This is a genomic window from Streptomyces sp. NPDC055025 (assembly GCF_053608565.1).
This window is the reverse complement of sequence record NZ_JBSGVS010000086.1, coordinates 1-23984: the sequence shown is the minus strand read 5'-3', so window position 1 is coordinate 23984 and position 23984 is coordinate 1. Positions and strand designations below refer to the sequence as shown.

Annotated in this window: 20 protein-coding genes; 3 read left to right on the top strand and 17 right to left on the bottom strand. The window is 69.9% G+C overall.

Annotation, left to right across the window (positions count from 1 at the left end):
- Positions 1-102 precede the first annotated feature (102 nt).
- The 7 genes from ACWGDX_RS35555 to rpsD all read right to left on the bottom strand — a co-directional run bounded on the left by ACWGDX_RS35555 (position 103) and on the right by rpsD (position 8055).
- Positions 103-936, bottom strand: a complete 834-nt coding sequence (locus tag ACWGDX_RS35555; RefSeq protein ID WP_453632412.1) for a shikimate dehydrogenase — start codon at positions 934-936, stop codon at positions 103-105.
- A complete protein-coding gene (mltG, locus tag ACWGDX_RS35550) occupies positions 933-2885 on the bottom strand; it encodes an endolytic transglycosylase MltG (protein WP_453632410.1) in 1953 nt (650 codons plus the stop codon). Before mltG ends, ACWGDX_RS35555 begins: the two co-directional genes overlap by 4 nt.
- Before the next feature lie 121 nt (positions 2886-3006).
- Entirely contained in the window at positions 3007-3471 is a 465-nt protein-coding gene (gene ruvX, locus ACWGDX_RS35545; protein WP_363084515.1) for a Holliday junction resolvase RuvX, read from the bottom strand.
- A 43-nt stretch (positions 3472-3514) separates the two neighbouring features.
- Positions 3515-6199: an alanine--tRNA ligase gene (alaS, locus tag ACWGDX_RS35540; protein ID WP_453632408.1), complete on the bottom strand. Its 2685-nt coding sequence runs from the start codon at positions 6197-6199 to the stop codon at positions 3515-3517.
- Complete coding sequence (locus tag ACWGDX_RS35535) at positions 6199-6534, bottom strand: DUF6167 family protein (RefSeq protein ID WP_453632406.1); 336 nt, start codon at positions 6532-6534, stop codon at positions 6199-6201. Before ACWGDX_RS35535 ends, alaS begins: the two co-directional genes overlap by 1 nt.
- Before the next feature lie 7 nt (positions 6535-6541).
- Entirely contained in the window at positions 6542-6988 is a 447-nt protein-coding gene (locus ACWGDX_RS35530; RefSeq protein WP_453632404.1) for a DUF948 domain-containing protein, read from the bottom strand.
- Positions 6989-7440: 452 nt separating this feature from the next.
- Positions 7441-8055, bottom strand: coding sequence for a 30S ribosomal protein S4 (rpsD, locus tag ACWGDX_RS35525; protein ID WP_161311511.1), 615 nt, complete (start codon positions 8053-8055; stop codon positions 7441-7443).
- A gap of 176 nt (positions 8056-8231) precedes the next feature.
- Between rpsD and ACWGDX_RS35520 the strand changes: the two genes are divergently transcribed.
- A complete protein-coding gene (locus tag ACWGDX_RS35520) occupies positions 8232-8918 on the top strand; it encodes a DUF2470 domain-containing protein (RefSeq protein ID WP_453632402.1) in 687 nt (228 codons plus the stop codon).
- 36 nt (positions 8919-8954) lie between these two features.
- On the opposite strand, the gene ACWGDX_RS35515 is transcribed toward ACWGDX_RS35520, so the two are convergent.
- The 4 genes from ACWGDX_RS35515 to ACWGDX_RS35500 all read right to left on the bottom strand — a co-directional run bounded on the left by ACWGDX_RS35515 (position 8955) and on the right by ACWGDX_RS35500 (position 13132).
- Positions 8955-10310, bottom strand: coding sequence for a replication-associated recombination protein A (locus ACWGDX_RS35515; RefSeq protein WP_453632400.1), 1356 nt, complete (start codon positions 10308-10310; stop codon positions 8955-8957).
- A 104-nt stretch (positions 10311-10414) separates the two neighbouring features.
- On the bottom strand, positions 10415-11050 hold the full coding sequence (locus ACWGDX_RS35510; protein ID WP_453632398.1) for a vitamin K epoxide reductase family protein: 636 nt from the start codon (positions 11048-11050) through the stop codon (positions 10415-10417).
- 82 nt (positions 11051-11132) lie between these two features.
- Complete coding sequence (gene hisS / locus ACWGDX_RS35505; protein WP_453632396.1) at positions 11133-12395, bottom strand: histidine--tRNA ligase; 1263 nt, start codon at positions 12393-12395, stop codon at positions 11133-11135.
- Positions 12396-12409: 14 nt separating this feature from the next.
- A complete protein-coding gene (locus ACWGDX_RS35500) occupies positions 12410-13132 on the bottom strand; it encodes an MBL fold metallo-hydrolase (protein ID WP_453632394.1) in 723 nt (240 codons plus the stop codon).
- Positions 13133-13280: 148 nt separating this feature from the next.
- Here ACWGDX_RS35500 and ACWGDX_RS35495 point away from each other — a divergent pair, with 148 nt between their 5' ends.
- The gene (locus tag ACWGDX_RS35495; protein WP_453632392.1) at positions 13281-14090 is read left to right on the top strand and encodes a peptidylprolyl isomerase; all 810 of its coding nucleotides are present in this window, start codon (positions 13281-13283) and stop codon (positions 14088-14090) included.
- A 147-nt stretch (positions 14091-14237) separates the two neighbouring features.
- Positions 14238-15467 carry a DUF349 domain-containing protein gene (locus tag ACWGDX_RS35490; RefSeq protein ID WP_453632390.1) on the top strand — a complete coding sequence of 410 codons (1230 nt, stop codon included), beginning with the start codon at positions 14238-14240 and terminating at the stop codon, positions 15465-15467.
- A 202-nt stretch (positions 15468-15669) separates the two neighbouring features.
- Here ACWGDX_RS35490 and ACWGDX_RS35485 read toward each other — a convergent pair whose 3' ends face one another.
- The 6 genes from ACWGDX_RS35485 to ruvB all read right to left on the bottom strand — a co-directional run bounded on the left by ACWGDX_RS35485 (position 15670) and on the right by ruvB (position 23728).
- Positions 15670-18228 (bottom strand): RelA/SpoT family protein, encoded by a 2559-nt coding sequence (locus tag ACWGDX_RS35485; protein WP_453632388.1) that lies wholly within the window; start codon positions 18226-18228, stop codon positions 15670-15672.
- Between the two features lie 166 nt (positions 18229-18394).
- On the bottom strand, positions 18395-18940 hold the full coding sequence (locus ACWGDX_RS35480) for an adenine phosphoribosyltransferase (protein ID WP_453632386.1): 546 nt from the start codon (positions 18938-18940) through the stop codon (positions 18395-18397).
- Positions 18937-20067 carry a protein translocase subunit SecF gene (gene secF, locus ACWGDX_RS35475; RefSeq protein ID WP_453632384.1) on the bottom strand — a complete coding sequence of 377 codons (1131 nt, stop codon included), beginning with the start codon at positions 20065-20067 and terminating at the stop codon, positions 18937-18939. The genes ACWGDX_RS35480 and secF overlap by 4 nt, the downstream gene beginning before the upstream one ends.
- Before the next feature lies 1 nt (position 20068).
- Positions 20069-21853: a protein translocase subunit SecD gene (gene secD / locus ACWGDX_RS35470; protein ID WP_453632382.1), complete on the bottom strand. Its 1785-nt coding sequence runs from the start codon at positions 21851-21853 to the stop codon at positions 20069-20071.
- Positions 21854-21996: 143 nt separating this feature from the next.
- Positions 21997-22461, bottom strand: coding sequence for a preprotein translocase subunit YajC (gene yajC, locus ACWGDX_RS35465; RefSeq protein ID WP_453632380.1), 465 nt, complete (start codon positions 22459-22461; stop codon positions 21997-21999).
- A gap of 187 nt (positions 22462-22648) precedes the next feature.
- The gene (gene ruvB / locus ACWGDX_RS35460) at positions 22649-23728 is read right to left on the bottom strand and encodes a Holliday junction branch migration DNA helicase RuvB (RefSeq protein WP_453632378.1); all 1080 of its coding nucleotides are present in this window, start codon (positions 23726-23728) and stop codon (positions 22649-22651) included.
- Between the last annotated feature and the right edge of the window lie 256 nt (positions 23729-23984).

Genomic DNA, 23984 nt, shown 5'->3' with positions numbered 1-23984 from the left:
GACACACCGCCCTCACGTCCAGCGAGCGGACACAACCGGACGGGGATCCGGCCGGGATCCGGACAGAGCCTCCACCGGGAGAATCCGGGCCCCCAGAACGTCCTAGCGGCTCTCCAGGGCCTGTTCCCCCGCCTTGCGCATCAGGGCGAGCGGTGCGGGCGAGCGGCCCGTCATCTGCTCGACCTGGAGAACTGCCTGGTGGACGAGCAGATCGAGGCCGGAGACGACCGGGCCGCCGCGGGCCGACCAGGCGGCGGCGAGCGCGGTGGGCCATGGCTCGTAGAGCACGTCGAAGAGCGTGCCCGGCCGGTCGGGGACCAGAGGCGCCAGCGCGTCGGTGGTGCCCGCCGGGGTGGTCGCGATCACCAGGGGTGCCTCGAAGGCCTCGGCCGCGTCCGCCCACGCCGCCGTGCGGATCTCCACACCGGTCCGCTCGCCCCAGCCCCGCATCTCGGCCGCGCGGGCCTCGCTGCGCACATACGCCGTGACCTGCCCCGTACAGATCCGGGAGAGGGCGGCGAGGGCGGACGAGGCGGTGGCGCCCGCGCCCAGGACCGCCGCGGAAGCGACCGTACGGACACCCCGCTCGCCCAGCGCGGCGATCATGCCGGGGACATCGGTGTTGTCCCCCGTCCGCCGGCCGTCCTCACCGATGACGAGCGTGTTGACCGCCTCCACCGAGGCCGCCGTGGCCGTGATGCCGTCCAGCAGCGGGATGACGGCGCGTTTGAGCGGCATGGTCAGCGAGAACCCGGCCCACGAGCCGTCGCCGCGCAGCCCTTCGAGAAAGCCGGGCAGCCCGGCCTCGTCCACCTCGAACCGGTCGTAGGACCAGCCCGTGAGGCCGAGGCCGGCGTAGGCCGCCCGGTGCAGCACCGGCGAGAGCGAGTGTGCGATGGGCGACCCGAGAACCGCCGCCCGCCTGCGTGGACTCACCGCTTCGCGCTCTCCTTCTTGTTCTGCTTCTCGTACTCGGCGCGGTTGCGCTCGTGCTCCTCGTTGGTCTCGGCGAAGAGCGTCTTGTCCTCGGTGACCGAGACGAAGTAGTACCAAGGACCGGGCGTCGGGTCGAGCGCCGACTGAAGCGCTTCGGCTCCCGGGTTCCCGATGGGACCGGGCGGGAGACCCTTGATGTCGTACGTGTTGTACGGGTCCTTGAGCTTGCGCAGATTGTCGACCGCACCGAGGTCCAGCCTGCTCTGGGCCTTGATGTAGTTGACCGTGGAGTCGAATTCGAGACGGCCGACGGTCTCGGTGTTGTCCGGTTCCAGACGGTTGTAGACGACTCGGGCGACCTTGTCGAAGTCGTGCTTGTACTTGCCCTCCGCCTGGACGAGGCTCGCGACGGTGATCACCTGGAGCGGCGACTTGAGACCCAGCTTGTCGGCCTCGGCCTCCAGATCCACCTTGCTGTACTCGGCGGCGGCGCGGGCGACCATCTTCTTGAGGATCGCCTCCGGCTTCATGCCCTTGGCGACCGGGTAGCTCGCCGGGAACAGGAAGCCCTCCAGCGGGTCCTTGATGTCCTTGGAGCCCTTCGCCCAGGCCGGCAGACCGAGATTGCCGGCCTGTGCCTTGGCGACCGCCGCGGTCGACCCCTTCTTGAGTTCGAGCCGCTTGTCCATCTGCTCGTAGACCCAGACATTGCGCTTGCCCTCGGGGATGATCAGCGCGTTGTGGCTGGTGGGGCTGAGCATCGTCTTCACGGCCTTGGCCGCGGACATGCCCTTGCTGAGTGTGTAGACGCCCGCCTGGATCGAGTTGCCCTTGGGGTTCTGCCGCTGCGCCGCGACGAACGCGCCCTGGCTCTTGACGACACCGCTCTTGACCAGGATCGAGGCGATCTCGTAGCCGCCGGCCCCCTGGGGGATCTCCACCTGGACCGAGCCGGAACCCTCGCCCACGAAGTCGGGCGGGGCGCCGAACTTGGACTGCAGGAACTGGAAGCCGACATAGCCGACACCGCCGACACCGCCGACCAGCACCACGCTCATGAACAGACAGGCGAAGCCGTTGTGGCTCTTCTTCTTGGTCCTGCCACGGCGCTCCCGCCCGTTGCCGCCCCGGCGGTCCGAGCCCGGCTCGTCGCGCTCGCCTTCGGCGCCGTCGTCGTCGCCCGTGAAGAAGGGGTGGCTCTCGTCCTCCTGGCCGTCCTCCCACTCGCCGCCGGGCTCGGGCTCGGCCTTCCGCTGCGCGGGGGGCTGTGGCGGGGGGTACGCGTCGGGGGTGCCGTAGTAGTCCTGGTTCGAGCCGTAGCCGACGTCCTGACCGCCGTCGTAGGGCCCGGCGGGATTCCCGGCGTACGGCATGGTGGCCTGCTGGCCGGTGTCCCACGCGCCGTTGTACTGCGGGTCGTTGTACTGAGGCTGCTGATGTTGTTGTTGTTGCTGCTGTTGTTGCTGCTGTTGTTGCTGCTGTTGCTGTTGCTGTTGCTGTTGCAGGGCATGGTGCTGCTGGGGATGCTGCGGCTGCTGGGGGTGATGCGCCTGCGGGTGCTGCTGCGGACCGCCGTACTGCTGGGCGGCGTACTGGGGCTGCCCGGCCTGCTGCCCCAGATGCGGCTGCTGCTGCGGTTGCCCACCCTGGTGCTGACCCACGTGCTGCTGGCCCACATGTGGCTGTCCACCCTGTTGCTGGCCCACGTGTGGCTGCGCGGCCTGCTGCTGGCCGTACTGCTGGGGGTGGTACTGCTGCTGGTACGGGTCCTGCCCGTCCCCGTACTGCGTCTGAGGCTGCACATGCTGCTGCGGATACTGCTGCTGCGGCTGCCCGCCGTAGGGAGCCTGGCCGTCACCGGCCTGCTGTGCTCCCCACCCCGGGTCCCCGTAAAGGGGGTCCTCGGGGTGCCACGGTTCGGAGCCGGGGCCCCGGCCATAGTCAGTCATCGATCCCCTAGAGCCGCGAGGCGGCGGTGGCTGAGCGGTGGCACGGCATCCGTTTCGCCTCTTTGTTGTGCGGTGGCTGTTCGAACACCATCGCATCGCGCGGAACGTTACCGTATCGCGATCAGATGACCACTTCGACGCCCTCACCCGGAGGCTCACCAGAGCCTCTTTCGGCCTCCAGCGCGCTCTGAAGGATGACAACCGCCGCCACTTGGTCGATAACGGACCGGCCCTTCTTGGACTTCACGCCCGAAGCGCGCAGTCCCTGGCCGGCCGTCACCGTACTCATCCGCTCGTCGACCAGTCGTACCGGCAGTGGCGCGACGCCTCTGGCCAGCTCCTGTGCGAACACACGTACCTTCGCGGCGGCCGGTCCTTCGCCTCCGCTGAGGGACCGGGGCAGCCCGATCACCACCTCGACCGGCTCGTACTCCTCGACGAGCTGCCGCAGCCGCCGGTGGGCGGCCGGGACATCACGTCCCGGCACGGTCTCCACCGGCGTGGCGAGGATCCCGTCGGGGTCGCACGAGGCGACCCCGATCCGGGCGTCCCCGACATCGATCGCGAGCCGGCGTCCCCGTCTCATCCGCGATCAGATCCTTCCGGAGCGTGCGCCCGGCGTGCGCCGCTCACGCGGTCTCGGCGACGAGCCGCTCGACCGCGGCCACGGCGTCCCCGATGGCGTCGGGGTTCTGGCCGCCGCCCTGGGCCACGTCCGGCTTGCCGCCACCGCCACCGCCGAGGGTCTTGGCGGCGGTACGGACCAGATCACCGGCCTTGAGACCGCGCCGACGGGCGGCGTCGTTGGTGGCGATGACCGTCAGCGGACGCCCGTTGGCCGTGGTGAACAGGGCCACGACGGCCGGCCGGTCGGCGGCTCCCGACTGCTGGTCCAGCCGGCCGCGGACATCGAGGACCAGCTTGCGCAGATCGTCGGCCGAGGTGCCGTCCGGGACCTGTCCGGTGACCAGCGCCGTGCCCCGTACGTCGATGGCGCTCCCGGCGAGCCCGGCGGCGGCGGCGAGGACCTTCTCGGCGCGGAACTTCTCGATCTCCTTCTCGGCGTCCTTCAGCTTGGCGAGCATGCCGGCGATCTTCTCGGGCAGCTCCTCCGAGCGGCCCTTGACCAGCTCCTGGAGCTGGGCGACGACGGTGTGCTCCCTGGCCAGGAAGTTGTACGCGTCGACACCGACCAGGGCCTCGATACGCCGCACGCCCGAGCCGATCGAGGACTCGCCGAGCAGCTTCACCAGACCGAGCTGGGCCGTGTTGCGGACATGCGTACCGCCGCAGAGTTCCTTGGAGAAGTCGCCGATGGTGACCACCCGGACCCGCTCGCCGTACTTCTCGCCGAACTCGGCGATGGCGCCCTGCTTCCTCGCCTCGTCGATGCCCATCACCTCGGCGTGGACATCCAGCTCGCGGGTGAGGACCTCGTTGATCTTCTGCTCGACATCGAGGAGGACCGTGCCGGGTACGGCCGCGGGTGAGCCGAAGTCGAAGCGGAAACGGCCGGGCGAGTTCTCGGAACCGGCCTGGGCGGCCGTCGGGCCGAGGGCGTCGCGCAGCGCCTGGTGGGTGAGGTGCGTGGCGCTGTGGGCCCGCGCGATGGCGCGGCGGCGGCCGAGATCGATGGCGGCATAGGCGGAGGCGCCCACCGTCACCTCGCCGACCTGCACGGACCCCTTGTGCACGGAGACACCCGGGACCGGCTGCTGGACATCGCGCACCTGCACGACCGCGCCGCTGTCGAGCCTGATCCGGCCCTGGTCGGCGAGCTGGCCGCCGCCCTCGGCGTAGAAGGGGGTGCGGTCGAGCACGATCTCGACCTCGTCGCCCTCGGTGGCGGCGGGCGAGGGGACACCGTCGACGAGGAGTCCGACGATCGTGGACTCGCCTTCGGTGGCGGTGTAGCCGGTGAACTCGGTGGTGCCGCTGTTGTCGGCGACCGAGCGGTAGGCGGAGAGATCGGCGTGGCCGGACTTCTTGGCCTTGGCGTCGGCCTTGGCCCGGTCGCGCTGCTCCTTCATCAGCCGGCGGAAGCCGTCCTCGTCCACGGACAGGCCCTGCTCGGCGGCCATCTCCAGGGTGAGGTCGATCGGGAAGCCCCAGGTGTCATGGAGCAGGAAGGCCTTGTCGCCGGAGAGGACCTGGCCACCGGCGGCCCTGGTCTCGGTCACGGCCGTGTCGAGGATGTTCGTACCGCCCTTGAGGGCCTTGAGGAAGGCGGCCTCCTCGGCGACGGCCACGGTCTCGATACGCCGGCGGTCGGTCTCCAGCTCCGGGTACTGCTGTCCCATCGTCTTGATCACGACATCGGCGAGATCGGCGACGATCGGTTCCGTGGCACCGAGCAGACGCATGTTGCGGATGGCGCGGCGCATGATGCGGCGCAGCACATAGCCGCGTCCCTCGTTGCCGGGGGTGACCCCGTCACCGATCAGCATCACGGAGGTACGGATATGGTCGGCCACCACACGCAGCGAGACATCGGTGGTGTGGTCGGCGCCGTACCGCACCCCGGTGAGCTCGGTGGCCTTGTCCATGACCACCCGCAGGGTGTCGGTCTCGTACATGTTCTGTACGTCCTGGAGGATCATGGCGAGACGTTCGAGGCCGAGACCGGTGTCGATGTTCTTCGACGGCAGGTCCCCGAGGATCTCGAAGTCCTCCTTCGAGGTGCCCTCGCCACGTTCGTACTGCATGAAGACCAGGTTCCAGATCTCCACATACCGCTCGTCGTTGACGGCGGGACCGCCCTCGACGCCGAACTCGGGACCGCGGTCGTAGTTGATCTCGGAGCAGGGGCCGCAGGGTCCGGGGACGCCCATCGACCAGAAGTTGTCCTTCTTGCCCAGCCGCTGGATGCGCTCGGCCGGTACGCCGATCTTCTCCCGCCAGATCCGCTCGGCCTCGTCGTCGTCGAGATAGACGGTGATCCAGAGCCGCTCGGGGTCGAGCCCGTACCCGCCGTCGGCCAGGGAGCCGGTCAGCAGCTCCCAGGCGTAGGAGATGGCGCCTTCCTTGAAGTAGTCGCCGAAGGAGAAGTTGCCGCACATCTGGAAGAAGGTGCCGTGCCGGGTGGTCTTGCCGACCTCTTCGATGTCCGGCGTACGGACGCACTTCTGGACGCTGGTGGCGCGCGGGGCGGGCGGCTTGACCTCGCCGAGGAAATACGGCTTGAAGGGCACCATGCCCGCCGGGACCAGCAGCAGAGTCGGGTCGTCCGCGATGAGCGACGCCGAAGGCACGACGGTGTGCCCGCGCTCCTCGAAGAAGCTCAGCCAGCGGCGGCGGATTTCAGCCGACTCCATCAGTGGTCCTCATTCCGGTTGTGCGGCTTGTGGGAGTGCGTGGTTCTGGGACGTTCGGTGTGCTCGACGACGGCCAGCCGCCGGGGCGCGGGGAGCGCGCGGTCGGCCGGTGCCTCCAGGCCCAGTGCCTCGCCCAGCTCCGCCTCGCGGCGCGCCATGCCCGCTCTTATGTCAACGGCGAATTCCCTCACCTTGTGCCCGGCGTCGATCGCCTTGTTCGCCGCCTGGGCGGCGAGGCTCTCCGGGGTGAGCTGCCGGAGCTTGCGGTGGACCTTGGTGGTGGCCCAGACGCCGGCGGCGGCGCCCGCGGTGAACCAGAACGTACGGCGGAGCATCGCTGCGTCAGCCCTTCTTGTTCCTGCGCCGGGCGGACGGGAGCGTACGGCCGACGACCACCCTGCGGCGGTTCGCCGGCTCCGCGGCCCCGTCCGGCGCGGCGGCCGTTCCTCTGCGTCCCATGGCCTGGCGTACGCCGTAGCCGAACGCCGCGACCTTGACGAGGGGTCCGCCGAAGGTCGAGGCGACCGTCGTGGAGAGCGCCGAGGCGTTGGAGGTGACTTCCTGGACGTCCGTCGCGATGGCGTCGACGCGGTCGAGCTGGGTCTGCGCCGAGCGGACCGTCGCGGAGGCGTCCGCCAGCAGCGGCACCGCCTGCTCGGTCACCTCGGCCACGAGCCGGGTGGTCGCCCTGAGCGTCTGGGCCAGCCGTACCAGCACCACGGCCAGGAAGGAGACCAGGATGGCCCAGAACACGGCCACCAGGATCCCGGCAACCTCTCCACCGGTCACGACGCACCGCTCCCTGATCGTCGACGGTCTTCTGGAAGGCGACTGGAAAGTCGTCCTCCGACCCTATCGCGCCGGGGGTCGCGCCCCGTACCGCATTACGGGGTCACGGGACGGGAGTTGCCGCGGAGGACCGCACGGAGTGCGGCCGGGTGAGTACTCCGCGTGTCCCCTGCGACGGCCCTTCCGCCCCGGTCCTCTGCCACCGGCGCGCCTCCCCCGGTTCCCGGCAACCTCCCCGCCGAGCCGGTATGGGAACTGCCGCGCCGGGCAACGGAGTCGAGGGTGCTCGCGGTGGGCGGGCGGACCGTCCCGCGACACGCGAAAGCCCGCCGGCTCCCCCGCCGGCAAGGGCGGGGAAACGGCGGGCCGAGGCGCCGGCACGCAAAGTGCGGCGGAACGCGAAGTGCCGTGGAATCAGGCGCTGTCGAGCGACCGGATCCGCTGGATCCGCGTCAGCGGGCGTAGTACTCGACGACGAGCTGCTCGTCGCAGATGACCGGGATCTCCTTGCGCTGCGGGTCACGGTCCAGGCGGAACGCCAGGGCCTTCAGATTGACCTGGAGGTAGCGCGGGGTCTCGCCGTCGGTGTCGTAGCCACCCTCGCGCGCGACCTGGAAGGGGACCTTTTCGCGGCTGCGCTCGCGGACCATCACCACGTCGTCGGGACGGACGCGGAAGGACGGCTTGTCGACCTTGCCGCCGTTGACCTCGATGTGGCCGTGGACGACCATCTGGCGGGCCTGGTAGATGGTGCGGGCGATACCCGAACGCAGCACCAGCGCGTCGAGGCGGCGCTCCAGCTCGACGACCAGGGCCTCACCCGTCTTGCCCTCGGCCTTCTTGGCGCGGTCGTAGGCGCGGGCCATCTGGCGCTCGCTGATGTCGTACTGGGCACGCAGACGCTGCTTCTCCAGCAGACGGACCTTGTAGTCACTGTTCTGCTTGCGTCCACGACCGTGCTCACCCGGCGGGTACGGACGGGCCTCGAAGTACTTGACGGCCTTCGGCGTCAGCGCGATACCGAGCGCACGGGACTTCTTGACCTTGGGACGCGACTGGTTAGGCACGTTCTCCAGACCTCCGTTGTAGGTTAGGTTAGGCTCACCTTACTCAAGGAGATCGCATGTCTCGCTCCGGGAACACCACGCGCATCACAGACAGCCTCGACGCGCAGGGCACCGATTCGACGGAGGTCCGATCAGCTCATGGTCAGCCGCGTCCCAGCGGGCTTGAAATCGATCGGATGCCGTCAGCAGCCGAACGCACACGAACTCTCGTACAGAGTACATGCTCGGCGATGCTGCTCCTCCCGGGTCCGGACGAGGCGGAGCCCTGCCAGTTCATGCCCGGGACCCGGACCGTCGGGCCGGACGGCGAGGTGCTGCTGGTCTTCCCCACCGGCTCCCCCGCCGTACGGGCCGCCGCCCGCGCGCCGGAGGACGGAGCGCACTCGGTGCTGGAGCTGACGGACGTCGCACCGGTCTCCGTGCCCCACCGTATCCGGGGGCGGGCCTGGCTCTCCGGTCCGCTCACCGTGGAGGCGGGTCCGGCGCAAGCGGGGCGTACGACCCTGCGGCTGACGGTGGGCGAGGCGTATGTGGACGATCTCTGGGGCGCGGACGAGGTGGCACCCGAGGACTTCGCGGCGGCCGTGCCCGACCCGCTGGCGGAGCACGAGGCGGAGCTGCTCCAGCATCTCCACTCCGCGCACAGCGCCGAGGTACAGACGCTGCGCGGACTGATCGGCGAGCGTTCGGGGCCGGCGGCGGGGACCGCTGCCGTACCGGTCGGGCTGGACCGCTTCGGACTGCGGGTGCGCTTCACCGGCGTCCGGTGCTTCGACGCACGCTTCGACTTCCCCGAGCCGGTGCGGGACATCAGCGAGCTGCGCCGGGCCATGCACACACTCTTCGACGCGGCCTCACGCTGACACCGCCGCGCCGCCGGGCGGCGCGGCCGGGCCCGTTCAGCCGCCGTCGCCGCGCAGCCGCTCACGGACCTTGTCCACCACATCCGCGTAACGGGCCTCCGCTCCGTACCGCGTGGGCTCGTAGTAACGCCTGCCGCGCACGCCGTCCGGGGCGTACTGCTGGGCGGCGACACCGCCCGGCACATCGTGCGGATAGACATAGCCCTGGGCATGGCCGAGCTCGGCCGCGCCCTTGTAGTGGCCGTCGCGGAGATGGGACGGCACCGGTCCCGCGAGGCCCTTGCGCACATCCTCCAGCGCCGCCGAGATCGCGGTGGTGGCCGCGTTCGACTTCGGGGCGAGCGCCAGCGCGATGGTGGCGTGGCTGAGGGTGAGAGCGGCCTCGGGGAAACCGATCATGGCCACGGCCTGGGCCGCGGCGACCGCGACCGGCAGCGCGGTGGGATCGGCGAGACCGATGTCCTCGCTCGCCGAGATCATCAGCCGCCGGGCGATGAACCGGGGGTCCTCGCCCGCGTCGATCATCCGGGCCAGATAGTGCAGCGCCGCGTCCACGTCGGAGCCGCGGATCGACTTGATGAGCGCGCTCGCCACGTCGTAGTGCTGGTCGCCCTGGCGGTCGTAGTTCACCGCCGCGCGGTCGACGGTCTCCTCCACGGTTTTGAGGGCGATCTCCGCCTCGCCCTTGTCGAGCGCGGCACCGGCCGCCGCCTCCAGCGCGGTCAGCGCACGGCGGGCGTCACCGCCCGCGATCCGCAGCAGATGCGCCTCGGCGTCCCCGGGGAGGGTGAGCGCGCCGCCGAGACCGCGCTCCTCGGTGAGCGCCCGGCGGAGCAGAGCGCTCAGATCACCGTCCGTGAGCGGCTCCAGTGTGAGCAGCAGGGAGCGGGAGAGCAGCGGGGAGATCACCGAGAAGTAGGGATTCTCGGTGGTGGCGGCGATGAGCGTCACCCAGCGGTTCTCCACGGCGGGCAGCAGGGAGTCCTGCTGGGCCTTGCTGAAGCGGTGGATCTCGTCGAGGAAGAGGACGGTCTCCTTGCCGAAGCCGCCGGAGGCCCGGCGGGCCCCGTCGATGACGGCCCGTACCTCCTTGACACCCGCGGTGATCGCGGACAACTCCACGAAGCGTTTGTTGGTCGCCTTGGAGACGACATACGCGAGGGTCGTCTTACCGGTGCCCGGCGGACCCCAGAGGATCACGGACGAGGGTCCCGCGGGGCCGCCGCCGCCTTCCCCCACCAGCCGGCGCAGGGGCGATCCCGGCTTGAGCAGATGCGCCTGGCCGACGACTTCGTCGAGGACGCGCGGGCGCATCCGGACGGCCAGGGGGCTGCTGGACGGATCCTTCTCCTGGCGTTCTTCGGCCGCTGCGGTAAAGAGGTCGGGCTCCACGCGTCGAAGCCTATGCCAGGTCACCGACACCGCGGGTCCGCGCGGCCCGCCACCGTGGGGGCACGCGGTCCCGCCGGCTCGGACCGTCCGCCCGGACCGTCCGCTCAGCTCGTCCAGAAGTCCCACCAGCGGGTCAGGATGAGCATCCCGATGATCCCGATGTGCAGCGCGGGCAGTACCCAGGTGAACTCGCCGAGGAAGCCGCGCAGCGCACCGGGCGCGGGCAGTGTCCCGTTGCGGACGTTGTGGGACGTCACGTACCAGAACATGACGATCGTGGCGACCCAGGCGAGACAGCACCACAGGCACAGCGAGTTGATGTTGTACAGCGACTGGTACTGGAGCCAGGTGCAGAACCCGACGCCGAAGAGCGTGCCCGCGTTCAGCCCGAGCCAGAACCAGCGCCGGTAACGCGCTCCCGCCAGCAGCCCCGCGCCGATGGCGATCACCACGGCGTAGGCCACCAGTCCCAGCATCGGATTCGGGAAGCCGAAGGCGGAGGCCTGCTCGCTCTTCATGATGTTGCCGCACGAGACCACCGGGTTCAGGCTGCACCCCGGCACGAAGTCGGGGTCTTCGAGCAGCTTGAACTTGTCGAGCGTGATCACCCACGCCGCCAGCAGCCCGGCGGCGCCGGTGATCACCAGCAGCAGCGCGAACGCCCGGCCCGCGCCGACCGTACCGACGGCGCTCCCCTCCTCCCGCTCGGAGGAGATGTCGTCCACTGCCGCACTCGTCATATCGCCGTTCCATCACTCTGGGCCCAGGGGTGCCGCCGCTCGCTTCTCCGCGGCCACCGTTCGACCGTACCGGTACGTGTCCTCAGCCGAGCCGCCGCGTCAGCTCCGTCACCAGGGCGTCGAGCGCGACCGGCGCCTGCTCCCCGCTCTCCATGTCCTTGAGCTGGGCCACGCCCTCGGCGAGATCGCGCTCGCCCGCGACGATCGTGTAGCGGGCACCGGACCTGTTGGCGTTCTTCATGGCGCCCTTGAGGCCCTTGTCGCCGTACGCGAAGTCGGCGGCGATGCCGGCCCTGCGCAGCTCGGTGACCACGGCGAAGAGCCGCCGCCTCGCCTCCTCGCCCAGCGGGACCGCGAAGACACTGGTGGTGCCGGGAAGGTCGAGCCGGATGTCCTCGGCCTCCAGCGCCAGCACCGTACGGTCCACACCGAGTGCCCAGCCGACCGACGGCAGCGCGGGGCCGCCGATCATCTCGGAGAGTCCGTCGTACCGGCCGCCGCCGCCCACCGCGGACTGCGCGCCCAGACCGTCGTGGACGAACTCGAAGGTCGTGCGTGTGTAGTAGTCGAGACCGCGTACGAGCCTCTCGTCGTCCTCGTACACCACTCCCGCCGCGGTCAGCAGCTCCCTGACCTCCTCGTGGTACGCCTTGCACGCGTCGCACAGGTAGTCGCGGAACAGCGGCGCCCCGACGAGCTGCTTCTGTACGTCGGCGCGCTTGTCGTCGAGGACCCGCAGCGGGTTGATCTCGATCCGGCGGCGGGTGTCCTCGTCCAGGTCGAGACCGCGCAGAAAGGCCTGGAGTGCCTCCCGGTAGACGGGCCTGCACTCCTTGTCACCCAGCGAGTTGAGCAGGATGCGGAAGTTCCGCAGCCCGAGCGAGCGGTACGCCTGGTCGGCCAGAATGATCAACTCCGCGTCCAGCGCGGGGTCCTCCGTGCCGATCGCCTCAGCGCCGACCTGCGAGAAGTGCCGGTAGCGGCCCTTCTGCGGGCGCTCGTAGCGGTAGTACGAGCCGGAGTACCAGAGTTTGACCGGCAGATTCCCGGCCTTGTGCAGATTGGCCTCCAGCGCGGCGCGCAGGACGGAGGCGGTGCCTTCGGGGCGCAGCGCCAGCTTGTCGCCGCCCTTGGTCTCGAAGGCGTACATCTCCTTGGAGACGATGTCGGTGGACTCGCCGACACCGCGGGCGAACAGCTCGACGTTCTCGAAGCCGGGTGTCTCCACATAGCCGTAGCCGGAGTTCTTCAGCGGCGCGGAGATGGCCTCGCGCACCGCGAGGAAGACCGCGGAGCCGGGCGGGATCAGATCGTAGGTGCCCTTGGGGGCCTGGAAAGTACTCATGGGGATCCGGTGCGTCACATTCCTCGTCGCGGAGCGGCGTCGGGGCCGCTTCCGTAGCCGGCGGCCGCTTCCCTGAGATACGGGTTGGCGGCGCGCTCGCGGCCGATGGTCGTCTGGGGGCCGTGGCCGGACAGCACCACGGTCGAGTCGTCGAGCGGCAGGCACACGCGGGCCAGCGACTCGATCATCTCGGCGTGGTCGCCGCCGGGCAGATCGGTGCGTCCGATGGAGCCGGCGAAGAGGAGGTCGCCCGAGAAGAGGACCGGGGGGACATCCGCCCCGCCGGGCGCCTCGGGCGTTCCGAACGTCACCGACCCCTTGGTATGGCCGGGCGCGTGCGCGACGGTGAACTCCAGCCCCGCCAGAGCCAGTCGCGCGCCGTCGGTCAGCTCCTGGACGTCGTCGGGCTCCCCCACGGTCAGCTCGCCCATCAGCGGCATGCCGATCGAGCGGCCGAGCGCCTTCTCCGGGTCGCTCATCATGTACCGGTCCGCGGGATGGATCCACGCCGGTACGCCATGGGCTCCGCAGAGCGGGACGACCGAGGCGACATGATCGATGTGCCCGTGGGAGAGGATGACGGCGACGGGCTTGAGGCGGTGCTTCCTCACCGTGTCCTCGACGCCCTGGGTGGCCTGGTGGCCGGGGTCGATGATCACGCACTCCTCACCCGCGGCGGGGGCGACCAGATAGCAGTTGGTCCCCCAGGCCCCGGCGGGGAACCCGGCAATGAGCACGATCGTCCTTATATGTCGTCCGACGGAGGAATGCAGCAGATCAGAGCCTACCGGCGCTGCTCATTCCACAGCCAACCCATATACCGTACGGGGCCAGGCCCGTTCGGCCGGACCGACAGGATCACTTACACAACGAGGAGTAGACCCGGTGGTCAACAACGATCAGCGGCGGCGGCAGCTCGCCCGGGAGAAGTTCGAGCGGCAGCAGCAGCGCCGGGCGGAGGCCAGGAAGAAGGCGACGCGCCGTAACACCGTCATCGCCGCCGTACTGGCCGTGGTGGTCGTCGGCGGAGCCGCCGCGTGGGCCTCCGGCGGGCTGACCGGCGGCGACAGCGCGGACAAGGCCTCCGCGCCGGAGGCGACGGCGTCCGCGGAGCCGACCCCGCCGCCGTCGCCGTCGGCGAGCGAGAGCAGTGTGCCCGCGCCGAAGGTGACGATCGACAAGTCGGCGAAGTACACGTTCTCCCTGAAGACGAACCAGGGCGACATCGGGATCACGATGGACGCCAAGAAGACACCGGAGACGGTGAACTCGTTCAAGGCCCTCGCGGACAAGGGCTACTTCGACAGCACGAAGTGCCACCGGCTGACCACCGAGGGCATCTTCGTCCTCCAGTGCGGCGATCCGAAGGGCGACGGGACCGGCGGCCCCGGCTACACGATCCCCGACGAGAATCTGACCGCCCTCGGCAAGCCGGCGGCGGACGGCGCCGTCACGTACCCCGCGGGGAGCGTGGCGATGGCCAATACCGGCCAGCCGCACACCGGCGGGAGTCAGTTCTTCCTGGTCTACAAGGACACCAAACTCCCGCCCAGCTACACGCCGTTCGGGACCATGGACGAGGCCGGGCTCAAGACCGTGAAAGCCGTGGCCGAGGCCGGTGTGGACGGCGGCGGCGGCGACGGCGCGCCCAAGAAGGCCGTCACCGTGGAGAAGGGGACGGTCGACAAGGCGTGACCCTCTGAATTTCGGCCGTGCTGAGTGCGGACAGCCGGGCGGCCGGTCGCCTAGATTGGCGTTGTGCAGGGCGGGCGCAGCCCGCCCCAGGAAACTGTGGATGATGCCGGGGGCATTGCCCTGGTGGCATCAGGTGGAGGAGGCGCTGTGAGCAGCGACCCGTGGGGCCGCGTCGACGAGACGGGCACCGTGTACGTGCGGACGGCCGAGGGCGAGCAGGTCGTCGGATCGTGGCAGGCAGGCTCTCCGGAGGAGGCTCTGGCCTATTTCGAGCGCAAGTACGAGGGCTTGGTCGTCGAGATCGACCTCCTCGAACGGCGGGTGAAGACCACCGATCTGGCCGCGAAGGACGCGGCGACGGCCATCGACCATCTGCGCGGACAGATCGATGAACACCACGCCGTGGGTGATCTCGAAGCACTGCGCAAACGGCTCGACGGACTGGTCGCGACGGTCGACTCCCGCCGTGAGGAGCGCAAGGCGCAGCGGGCGAAGCAGACCGACGAGGCGCGCCACGCCAAGGAGGCTCTGGTCACCGAGGCGGAACAGCTCGCCCAGAGCGACCAGTGGCGCTCGGCGGGTGAGCGGCTCAGGGCGCTGGTGGACACCTGGAAGGGCCTGCCGAGGCTGGACCGGAAGTCCGACGACGAGCTGTGGCACCGTTTCTCGCACGCGCGCTCGGCGTTCTCCAAGCGCCGCAAGGCTCATTTCGCGGCGCTCGACGCACAGCGCGAGGACGCCCGTAAGACCAAGGAGAAGCTGGTCGCGGAGGCGGAGTCGCTCTCCAGCTCCACCGACTGGGGCGCCACGGCGGCCCGTTACCGCGAGCTGATGACGGACTGGAAGGCGGCGGGCCGCGCCCAGCGCGAGTCCGAGGACGATCTGTGGAACCGCTTCCGCGGCGCCCAGGACGTCTTCTTCGCGGCGCGTGGTGAGGTCTTCGCGGAGCGTGACGCCGAGCAGACCGAGAATCTGAAGCTCAAGGAGGAGCTGGCGGTCGAGGCCGAGCGGCTGCTGCCGGTCACCGATCTCAAGGCGGCCAGGGCGGCCTTCCGGACCCTCAACGAGCGCTGGGAGGCGATCGGGCATGTGCCGCGCGACGCCAGGCCCAAGGTCGAGGGCCGGATGCAGACGGTGGAGCGGGCGCTTCAGGAGTCCGAGGAGAACGAGTGGCGCCGTACGAACCCGGAGGCACGCGCCCGTGCCGCGGGTCTGACGGGTCAGCTCCAGGCGGCCGTCGACAAGCTGCGTACGCAGATCGACGCGGCGCGCGCGACGGGCAACAACGCCAAGGCGGACAAGCTCGCCAAGGAGCTGGAGGGCCGCCAGGCCCTGCTGGACCAGGCGCTGAAGGGCCTCCAGGAGTTCGGCGGCTGAGACGGCGGCTGTGCCGACGGCTGGGAAGCCGCCCGGCAAGCGGTACCCGTGATACGTGGAAGGGCCCCGTACAGCGCGTGTACGGGGCCCTTCCACGTGGGTGAGCGGGGGGGGGAGAGTGCCGTGTGTGCCCGATCGCCTTGTGGCCGCCCTGGTCCCGCGACCGGACAGGACTCAGGGCCGCCGTCCTGTCGCCGTGGTCCTACGGTCTGCGCGCCGAGGTGACCCGGTAGACGTCGTAGACGCCCTCCACGCCCCGCACCGCCTTCAGCACATGACCCAGGTGCTTCGGATCGCCCATCTCGAAGGTGAACCGGGAGGTGGCGACCCGGTCGCGCGAGGTCTGCACGGCCGCCGACAGGATGTTCACATGCTGGTCGGACAGCACACGGGTGACATCCGACAGCAGCCGGGACCGGTCCAGCGCCTCGACCTGGATGGCGACCAGGAAGACGGAGGACTGGGTGGGGGCCCACTCGACCCCCTGGATCCGTTCGGGCTGCTGGGAGAGCGAGTCGACGTTGACGCAGTCGGCGCGGTGCACCGAGACACCGCTGCCCCGGGTGACAAAGCCGATGATCGGGTCACCGGGGACCGGCGTACAGCAGCGGGCGAGCTTCACCCAGACGTCCTCGACGCCCTTGACGACCACACCCGGATCGGCGTTGGAGCGGCGCTTGGTACGCCCGCGCGAGGGCGGCGCGCTCTCGGCGATGTCCTCGTTGGCCGCCTCCTCGCCGCCGAGGGCCTGCACCAGCTTCTGCACGACCCCCTGCGCGGCCACATGGCCTTCGCCGATCGCCGCGTACAGCGACGAGATATCGGGGTAGCGCATCTCGTGCGCCAGCGTGACCAGCGAGTCTCCGGTAAGGATGCGCTGGATCGGCAGATTCTGCTTGCGCATCGCGCGCGCGATGGCGTCCTTGCCGTGCTCGATCGCCTCGTCGCGGCGCTCCTTGGAGAACCACGCGCGGATCTTGTTCCTGGCCCTCGGCGATTTGACGAAGCCCAGCCAGTCCCGTGAGGGCCCGGCTCCGGAGGCCTTGGACGTGAAGACCTCGACCAGATCGCCGTTGTCGAGGGTCGATTCGAGCGGTACGAGCCGCCCGTTGACCCGCGCTCCTATGGTGCGGTGGCCGACCTCCGTGTGCACGGCGTACGCGAAGTCGACGGGGGTGGCACCGGCCGGCAGCGCTATGACATCGCCCTTGGGCGTGAAGACGAAGACCTCGTTGCGTGACAGGTCGAAGCGGAGCGACTCCAGGAACTCGCTGGGGTCCTCGGTCTCCTTCTGCCAGTCCAGCAGCTGGCGCAGCCACGCCATGTCATTGACGGTGTCCTGGCCCGCGCCCTTGCCCGCGTTCCTCGGTACGTCCGTACGGACCTTGGAGGCGCCGGCGACGGCCTCCTGCTTGTACTTCCAGTGCGCGGCGATGCCGTATTCGGCACGGCGGTGCATGTCGAACGTACGGATCTGGAGCTCGACCGGCTTGCCGTTGGGCCCGATGACCGTCGTGTGCAGCGACTGGTACATGTTGAACTTGGGCATCGCGATGTAGTCCTTGAACCGTCCGGGCACCGGATTCCACCGGGCGTGGACGGTGCCGAGCGCCGCGTAGCAGTCGCGGACGGTGTCGACGAGGACCCGGATGCCCACCAGGTCGTAGATCTCCGCGAAGTCCCGGCCGCGGACGATCATCTTCTGGTAGACGCTGTAGTAGTGCTTCGGCCGGCCGGTGACGGTGGCCTTGATCCGGGCCGCGCGCAGATCGGACTGGACCTCGTCGGTCACTATGGCCAGATACTCGTCACGCTTGGGGGCGCGCTCGGCGACCAGCCGGACGATCTCGTCGTACATCTTGGGGTAGAGGATCGCGAAGGCGAGGTCCTCCAGCTCCCACTTGATGGTGTTCATGCCCAGCCGGTGGGCCAGGGGCGCGTAGATCTCCAGCGTCTCGCGGGCCTTCTTCTCCTGCTTCTCCCGCTTGAGATAGCGCATGGTGCGCATGTTGTGCAGCCGGTCGGCGAGCTTGATGACCAGGACGCGCGGGTCCTTGGCCATGGCGACGACCATCTTCCGGACGGTCTCGGCCTGCGCGGCCTCGCCGAACTTGACCTTGTCCAGCTTGGTGACGCCGTCGACGAGCAGCGCGACCTGGTCGCCGAAGTCACGGCGCAGGGTGTCCAGGCCGTACTCGGTGTCCTCCACGGTGTCGTGCAGCAGACCCGCCATCAGAGTGGCCGGGTCCATGCCCAGCTCGGCGAGGATCGTGGTCACCGCGAGGGGGTGGGTGATGTACGGATCGCCGCTCTTGCGCTTCTGCCCGCGGTGCCAGCGCTCGGCGACCTGGTAGGCGCTCTCGATCTGGCGCAGTGTCGCGGTCTCGATCTTGGGGTCGTTGCCCCGCACGGTCCGCAGCAGCGGCTCCAGGACGGGGTTGTACGGCGAGGAGCGCTGCACCCCGAGACGGGCGAGCCGGGCCCGTACGCGGTTGGAGGAGCCACCGGAGCGGGGCGCGGCCGTGGCGCCGGGCTTGGGGGCGCTGACGGGCATCGAGGGCCGTTCCGGGGCGGGCCTGGCGGCCGGGGCGGGCTCCATGGGCTCGGTGGGCCGGGCATGGGAGATCTCCGCGGGGTTCCGCTCGGCCTTCGCGTCGGCAGCCGCCGCGGCGTTGTTCCGTGGCACGGCTCGCGCCGCCGCGGTCTGCTCCGTGTGATGATCGGGCGTCGCGGCGGCCAGTGGCTGGACCTCTTCTGGCAAGAGCGCTCCTCGTGGGATCCAGGTCCCCGGTCAGGCCCGGACTTCCATGGTATCGACCTCGGGCGTCCCTCTCGCCCCAGCGTCCGGGACTCCACCGAACGCGGGACGGGCACCCGGTTGTTCCCGGATGCCCGTCCTGTGGGTCGTCAATCCACCCAGCGCGTGGTCAGAGGCTGATCAGAGCGTCCAGCGGGGCCCCTCGCAGCTCCTGCTCCAGCCGGGTCCTGCCGCCCAGGAATGTCAGTTCCATCAGGACCGCGACGCCCACCACCTCGGCGCCGGCCCGTCGGACGAGCTTGACCGAGGCCCCGGCCGTACCGCCGGTGGCGAGCACGTCGTCGATGACGATGACGCGGTCCCCCGCGTCCAGGTCCTCGGCGTGGATCTCCAGTTCGGCGGAGCCGTACTCCAGGTCGTACGCCTGGGTGAGGGTCGCGCCCGGGAGCTTGCCAGCCTTGCGTACGGGGATGAACCCGAGGCCCGCCCGGACCGCCACGGGGGCGGCCAGGATGAAGCCCCGTGCCTCCAGACCGACGACCTTCGTCGCGCCGTGCCGTGCGCACAGCTCGGCGAGCGTGTCGGTCAGCGCCGTGAAGGCCTTCGGGTCGGCCAGCAGCGGGGTGATGTCCTTGAACACCACCCCCGGCTTGGGATGGTCGGCGACATCACGGATACGGCCGAGCAGCAGTTCCCGTGTGGCGTCGTCCGTCATCTGCGTCTCCCGGACGGGCGGCCACGCCCGCCGCGCCCACCACCGCGCGGACCGGCGACCGCCGCGGCCGGAGCCACCTCGCCGTCACCGGGCCCGGCGTCCTCCGGATCGTCCTCGGCGCCCGTGTCGGCCGGTCCCTCGGGCGTCTCACCCTTGGCCGCGGCCGCGGCCCGCTTGTTGAGCACCCGCTTCTTCAGCGCCTTGATCTGCGAGTCGCGTTCCTTCAGGTCGGCGACGAGCGGGGTGGCGATGAAGATCGAGGAGTACGCGCCGGCGGCGAGGCCGACGAAGAGCGAGAGCGAGATGTCGTTCAGCATGCCGGCGCCGAGGAAGCCGCCGCCGATGAAGAGCAGACCGGCCACCGGCAGCAGCGCGACCACGGTGGTGTTGATCGACCGCACCAGGGTGCCGTTGATCGACCGGTTGGCGACCTCGCTGTAGGTCCAGCGGGTCTGCTTGGTGATGTCCTTCGACCCCTCCTTGAGGCTGTCGAAGACGACCACCGTGTCGTAGAGGGAGTAACCGAGGATGGTGAGCAGACCGATCACCGTACCCGGGGTGACCTCGAAGCCCACCAGCGCGTACACCCCGACGGTGATGGTGAGGTCGTGGATCAGGGCGATCAGCGCCGCGACCGCCATTCTCCATTCGAAGGCGATCGCGAGATAGATCACCACCAGGATCATGAAGATCCCGAGACCCGTCCACGCCTTGTTGGCGATCGTCTCGCCCCAGCTCGGTCCGACCAGGTCGGCGTTGATCTTCGCCTCGTCGACGTTCAGATCCTTGGCGAGCTGGGTCTTCACCGCGTCGGCCTGCTTGGTGTCCAGTTCGGTGACCTGGATCCGCAGTCCGCCGTTGCCGAGCTTCTGGACGATCGCGTCGTGCCCGGAGGCCTCTTCGGTGTCCGACTGGGCCTGGGACACCGAGACGCTGGTGCTCGGGACGGTGAAGACGGCACCGCCCTTGAACTCGATGCCCATGTTGAGGCCGCGCACGGCCAGTCCGACGATGGCCGTGATGGTGATCAGGATCGAGATCCCGTACCAGATCTTCCGCTTCCCGACGAAGTCGTAGCCGACCTCGCCGCGGTAGAGCCGGGCGCCGAGTGCGCCGAGTCGCGACATCTCACGCCTCCTTCGGTTGGGTGGGGGCGGCGGCACGGGAACGGCGCAGCGGCGGCTTGGCGCCGAGCCTCTTCGGGTCCAGTCCGGACCAGGGGTGACCGCCGGCGAAGAACGACTTGCGGGCGAGGAGCGTCATCACCGGCTTGGTGAAGAAGAACACCACGACCACGTCGAGGACGGTGGTCAGACCGAGGGTGAACGCGAAGCCCTGGACCTTGCCCACGGTGACGAGGAAGAGCACCGCGGCGGCGAGGAACGACACGAAGTCGGAGACCAGGATCGTGCGCCGGGCGCGCGGCCAGGCACGCTCGACGGCCGGCCGGAGCGTACGGCCCTCGCGGATCTCGTCCCGGATCCGTTCGAAGTAGACGATGAACGAGTCCGCGGTGATACCGATGGCGACGATGGCGCCGCAGACCGCGGGCAGGTTCAGCGCGAAGCCGATACCGGGGCCGAGCAGGGCCATGATCGTGTACGTCATGATCGCCGAGGCCGCGAGGCTGAGGATGGCGATCAGCGACAGTCCCCGGTAGTAGGTCACCAGGTAGATGATCACCAGGGCGAGACCGATCGCACCGGCGATCAGACCGGCGTGGAGCTGCTCACCGCCGAGCGCCGCGGTGACCGTGGTGACGCTCTGCTCCTCGAAGGTCAGGGGCAGCGCGCCGTACGACAGGATGTTGGCCAGGTCCTGGGCGGACTGCTGGGTGAAGCTGCCGGAGATCTCGGCGCTGCCGCCGAGCGTCTGGCTCACCGAGGGCGCCGAGACGACATTGCCGTCGAGCACGATGGCGAACTGGTTCATCGGCGGCTGCTGCTGGGAGAGCTTGCCGGTGATGGACTGGAACTTCTTGGTGCCGCCACCGGTGAAGTCCATCGTGACGATCCACATACCGCGCTGCGGGTCGAGCACGCCCTTGGCGTCGTCGACGTCCGTGCCCTCCAGCTCGGCGGGGCCGAGGACGTACTTCTCCCAGGCGTCCGCGGAGTTCTGGCCGCAGGCCACGATCGTGTCCTTGGGCGCCGCTCCCTGGTTGGCCTTGGTGCGCTGCGCCTCCTTGGTGCAGTCCAGGTCCGTGAACTTCTTCTCCAGCGCCGCGGTGGCCGGGTCCGGGGGCGGCGTGGCGGCGGGGTCAGCGGTCGCCGGGGGGGTGGGCGCGTCCGAGGCCGCGCCGCTCGCCGAACCGCTCGGGGTGGGCGTCTCGTCCTTCGTCAGGGCTCCCGTGACGGCCCGGCCCTGGGTGGTGGCGCTCGACGAGGGGGCCGCCGGGGGAGAGGAGTCACCGGCTGTCGCCTCGTCGGGCGAAGCGCTCGACGAGGGGCTGGGAGAGCCGCTCGGGGAACCGCTGGGCGCGGGCGGCGGAGCGGTCTGCCCGCCGTCGGCGACGGTCAGCACCGGCCGGAAGTAGAGCTGGGCGGTCGTGCCGACCTGCTCCCTGGCCTGCTTCTCGTTCGTCCCCTTGGGGATGTTGACGATGATGTTCTCGTCGCCCTGGGTCTGGACCTCGGCCTCCGAGACACCAAGACCGTTGACACGCCGCTCGATGATGCTGACGGCGGTGTCCATGTTGGTCTTGTTGATCGCGTTCGGCTTGCCCGGTGTGTTCTTCGCCTGGAGCGTGATGCTCGTGCCGCCGGCGAGGTCGATCCCCAGACGTGGCGTGACATGACCGGACACGAACATCCCGCCCGTGAGGGCGACCATGGCAATCAGGAACAGTGCCAGGGTGCGGCCCGGCCTGCCTGGGGACCCCGCTTGCCTTCGGCCCTTATTAGGTGCTGCCACCTTCTCGTTTCTCCCTGTCCAACCGCCCCACGCCGGGTGTGCGCCGGAGCGGCCACGAAGTGTTGTGGGGACCTGCCCCCGCAGAAATCAGCACGGACCGTGAGCCGCGGCGGGCCGCGGTACGGACCGCCGTGACGACATGACTACTTCGTGCCGGTCCCGCCGTCGGCCTTGCCGTCCTTGGACTCAGGTTCGTCCTTGGGCTCGGCTCCGTCGGCCTCGGTCTCCTTGACCAGGTCGACCTTGGCGTCGTCCGGGGCGGCGGTGGCGTCGGCCTCGATCAGCGAGGAGGCGTCGTCCGGGACGACCGTACCGTCGGTCGTCCCGTCGCCGTGCACGATGCGGTTGTACTCGTCGTCGTCCAGGACGGCGCCGATGGCGTTCTTGGCGTATACGGCGTGGACGCCGGGAGCGACCTCCAGGAGAACCGTGTCGTCGTGCACCTCCTTGACGGTGGCGTACATGCCCCCGATGGTGCGGACGCCGGTGCCGGGCTGCATGTCGTTGCGCATCTGCGCAGCGGCCTGCTGCTTCTTCTTGGCCGACCGGGTCATCAGGAACATGGCCCCGATGAGCACGATGAAGGGGAGGAGGGTCACGAGACTCACGGGAGGGAACTTCCTTCGCACGACCGCGCTGTCGAGCGGCCTGGTATACGGGGGTGGGTACGCCGACCTGTAGGGGCGGCATCGGCGGAGTCTAAGCGAGTCCACGTCGTTGGAACAACGCCCAGCGTCGCACGCGGGTTCCTGACCGGACGCGCGTCTTCGCCGTTACATCGCCGTCGCGTCACCGTCACGTCCCGAACAGACCCTGTTGTCCACCCGTGCCGGGAGCCTGCGGGGGCGGTGCGAGTCCGAGGTGGGCCCAGGCGGCGGGGGTGGCGACCCGGCCGCGCGGGGTGCGCGCGAGCAGTCCTTCCCGGACGAGAAAGGGCTCCGCGACCTCCTCCACCGTCTCGCGCTCCTCCCCCACGGCCACCGCCAGGGTCGACAGGCCCACGGGCCCGCCGCCGAAGAGCTTGAGCAGGGCCTGGAGCACGGCCCGGTCGAGCCGGTCGAGACCGCGCGCGTCGACCTCGTACACCGCGAGGGCGACGGCGGCGACCTCGCGGTTGATATATCCGTCGGCCTTGACCTGGGCGTAGTCCCGTACGCGCCGCAGCAGCCGGTTGGCGATCCTGGGCGTGCCACGGGAGCGGCCCGCGATCTCCGCGGCGCCCTCGGTGTCGATCTCCAGGTCGAGGAGTTGGGCCGAGCGGTGGATGACCCGCTCCAGTTCGGCGCTCTCGTAGAACTCCATATGACCGGTGAAACCGAACCGGTCACGCAGCGGGGGCGGCAGCAGTCCGGCCCGGGTCGTGGCGCCGACCAGGGTGAAGGGCGGCAACTCCAGCGGGATGGCGGTGGCGCCGGGGCCCTTGCCGACGATCACATCGACGCGGAAGTCCTCCATCGCCATGTAGAGCATCTCCTCGGCGGGCCTGGACATCCGGTGGATCTCGTCCAGGAAGAGGACCTCGCCCTCCTGGAGGGACGAGAGGATCGCGGCGAGATCGCCCGCGTGCTGGATGGCGGGGCCCGAGGTGATACGGATCGGGGCGTTCATCTCCGCCGCGATGATCATGGAAAGGGTGGTCTTGCCCAGCCCCGGCGCACCGGAGAGCAGCACATGGTCGGCGGTGGCACCGCGCGCCAGGGCCGCCTTCAGCACCAGGTCGAGCTGCTCGCGGACGCGCTCCTGGCCCACGAACTCGTCCAGCGACTTGGGGCGCAGCGCCGCCTCGACGGCCTGGTCCTCGCCGTCCGCGGACGCGCCGACGAGCCGCTCCGGCGCGTCGGCGGGCGTCTCACCGCTGGTGTCGTCCCAGTTCACTCTGTGTCTCACCTCGGGGATAGGGCCTCGGACGGGCCTCGGTGTGTCGCGTGCTCCGGCCGGCCGGGCCTGTCGTGGCGCCCCGCCGGCGGGACTTTCGGAACACGTCCTAGGGCCTCTCGTTTGGATCTTGCCGGGCTCGCGTGCCCTGGCACCGCGCCTCGCCGCGTTGTCGTCGGTCGCCCACGCTCCGCGTGGGCTCCCTCCTCCGCCTTGCGATCCACGGCACCACGCGGACACCAGCCGCTGCCGCGGC

Bases quoted from the DNA above. Each gene is read 5' to 3' on its own strand.
- mltG (WP_453632410.1), bottom strand. From the start codon at position 2,885: ATGACTGACTATGGCCGGGGCCCCGGCTCCGAACCGTGGCACCCCGAG.
- ruvX (WP_363084515.1), bottom strand. From the start codon at position 3,471: ATGAGACGGGGACGCCGGCTCGCGATCGATGTCGGGGACGCCCGGATC.
- alaS (WP_453632408.1), bottom strand. From the start codon at position 6,199: ATGGAGTCGGCTGAAATCCGCCGCCGCTGGCTGAGCTTCTTCGAGGAG.
- ACWGDX_RS35535 (WP_453632406.1), bottom strand. From the start codon at position 6,534: ATGCTCCGCCGTACGTTCTGGTTCACCGCGGGCGCCGCCGCCGGCGTC.
- ACWGDX_RS35520 (WP_453632402.1), top strand. From the start codon at position 8,232: ATGCCGTCAGCAGCCGAACGCACACGAACTCTCGTACAGAGTACATGC.
- ACWGDX_RS35510 (WP_453632398.1), bottom strand. From the start codon at position 11,050: ATGACGAGTGCGGCAGTGGACGACATCTCCTCCGAGCGGGAGGAGGGG.
- hisS (WP_453632396.1), bottom strand. From the start codon at position 12,395: ATGAGTACTTTCCAGGCCCCCAAGGGCACCTACGATCTGATCCCGCCC.
- ACWGDX_RS35480 (WP_453632386.1), bottom strand. From the start codon at position 18,940: ATGACGGACGACGCCACACGGGAACTGCTGCTCGGCCGTATCCGTGAT.
- secF (WP_453632384.1), bottom strand. From the start codon at position 20,067: ATGTCGCGACTCGGCGCACTCGGCGCCCGGCTCTACCGCGGCGAGGTC.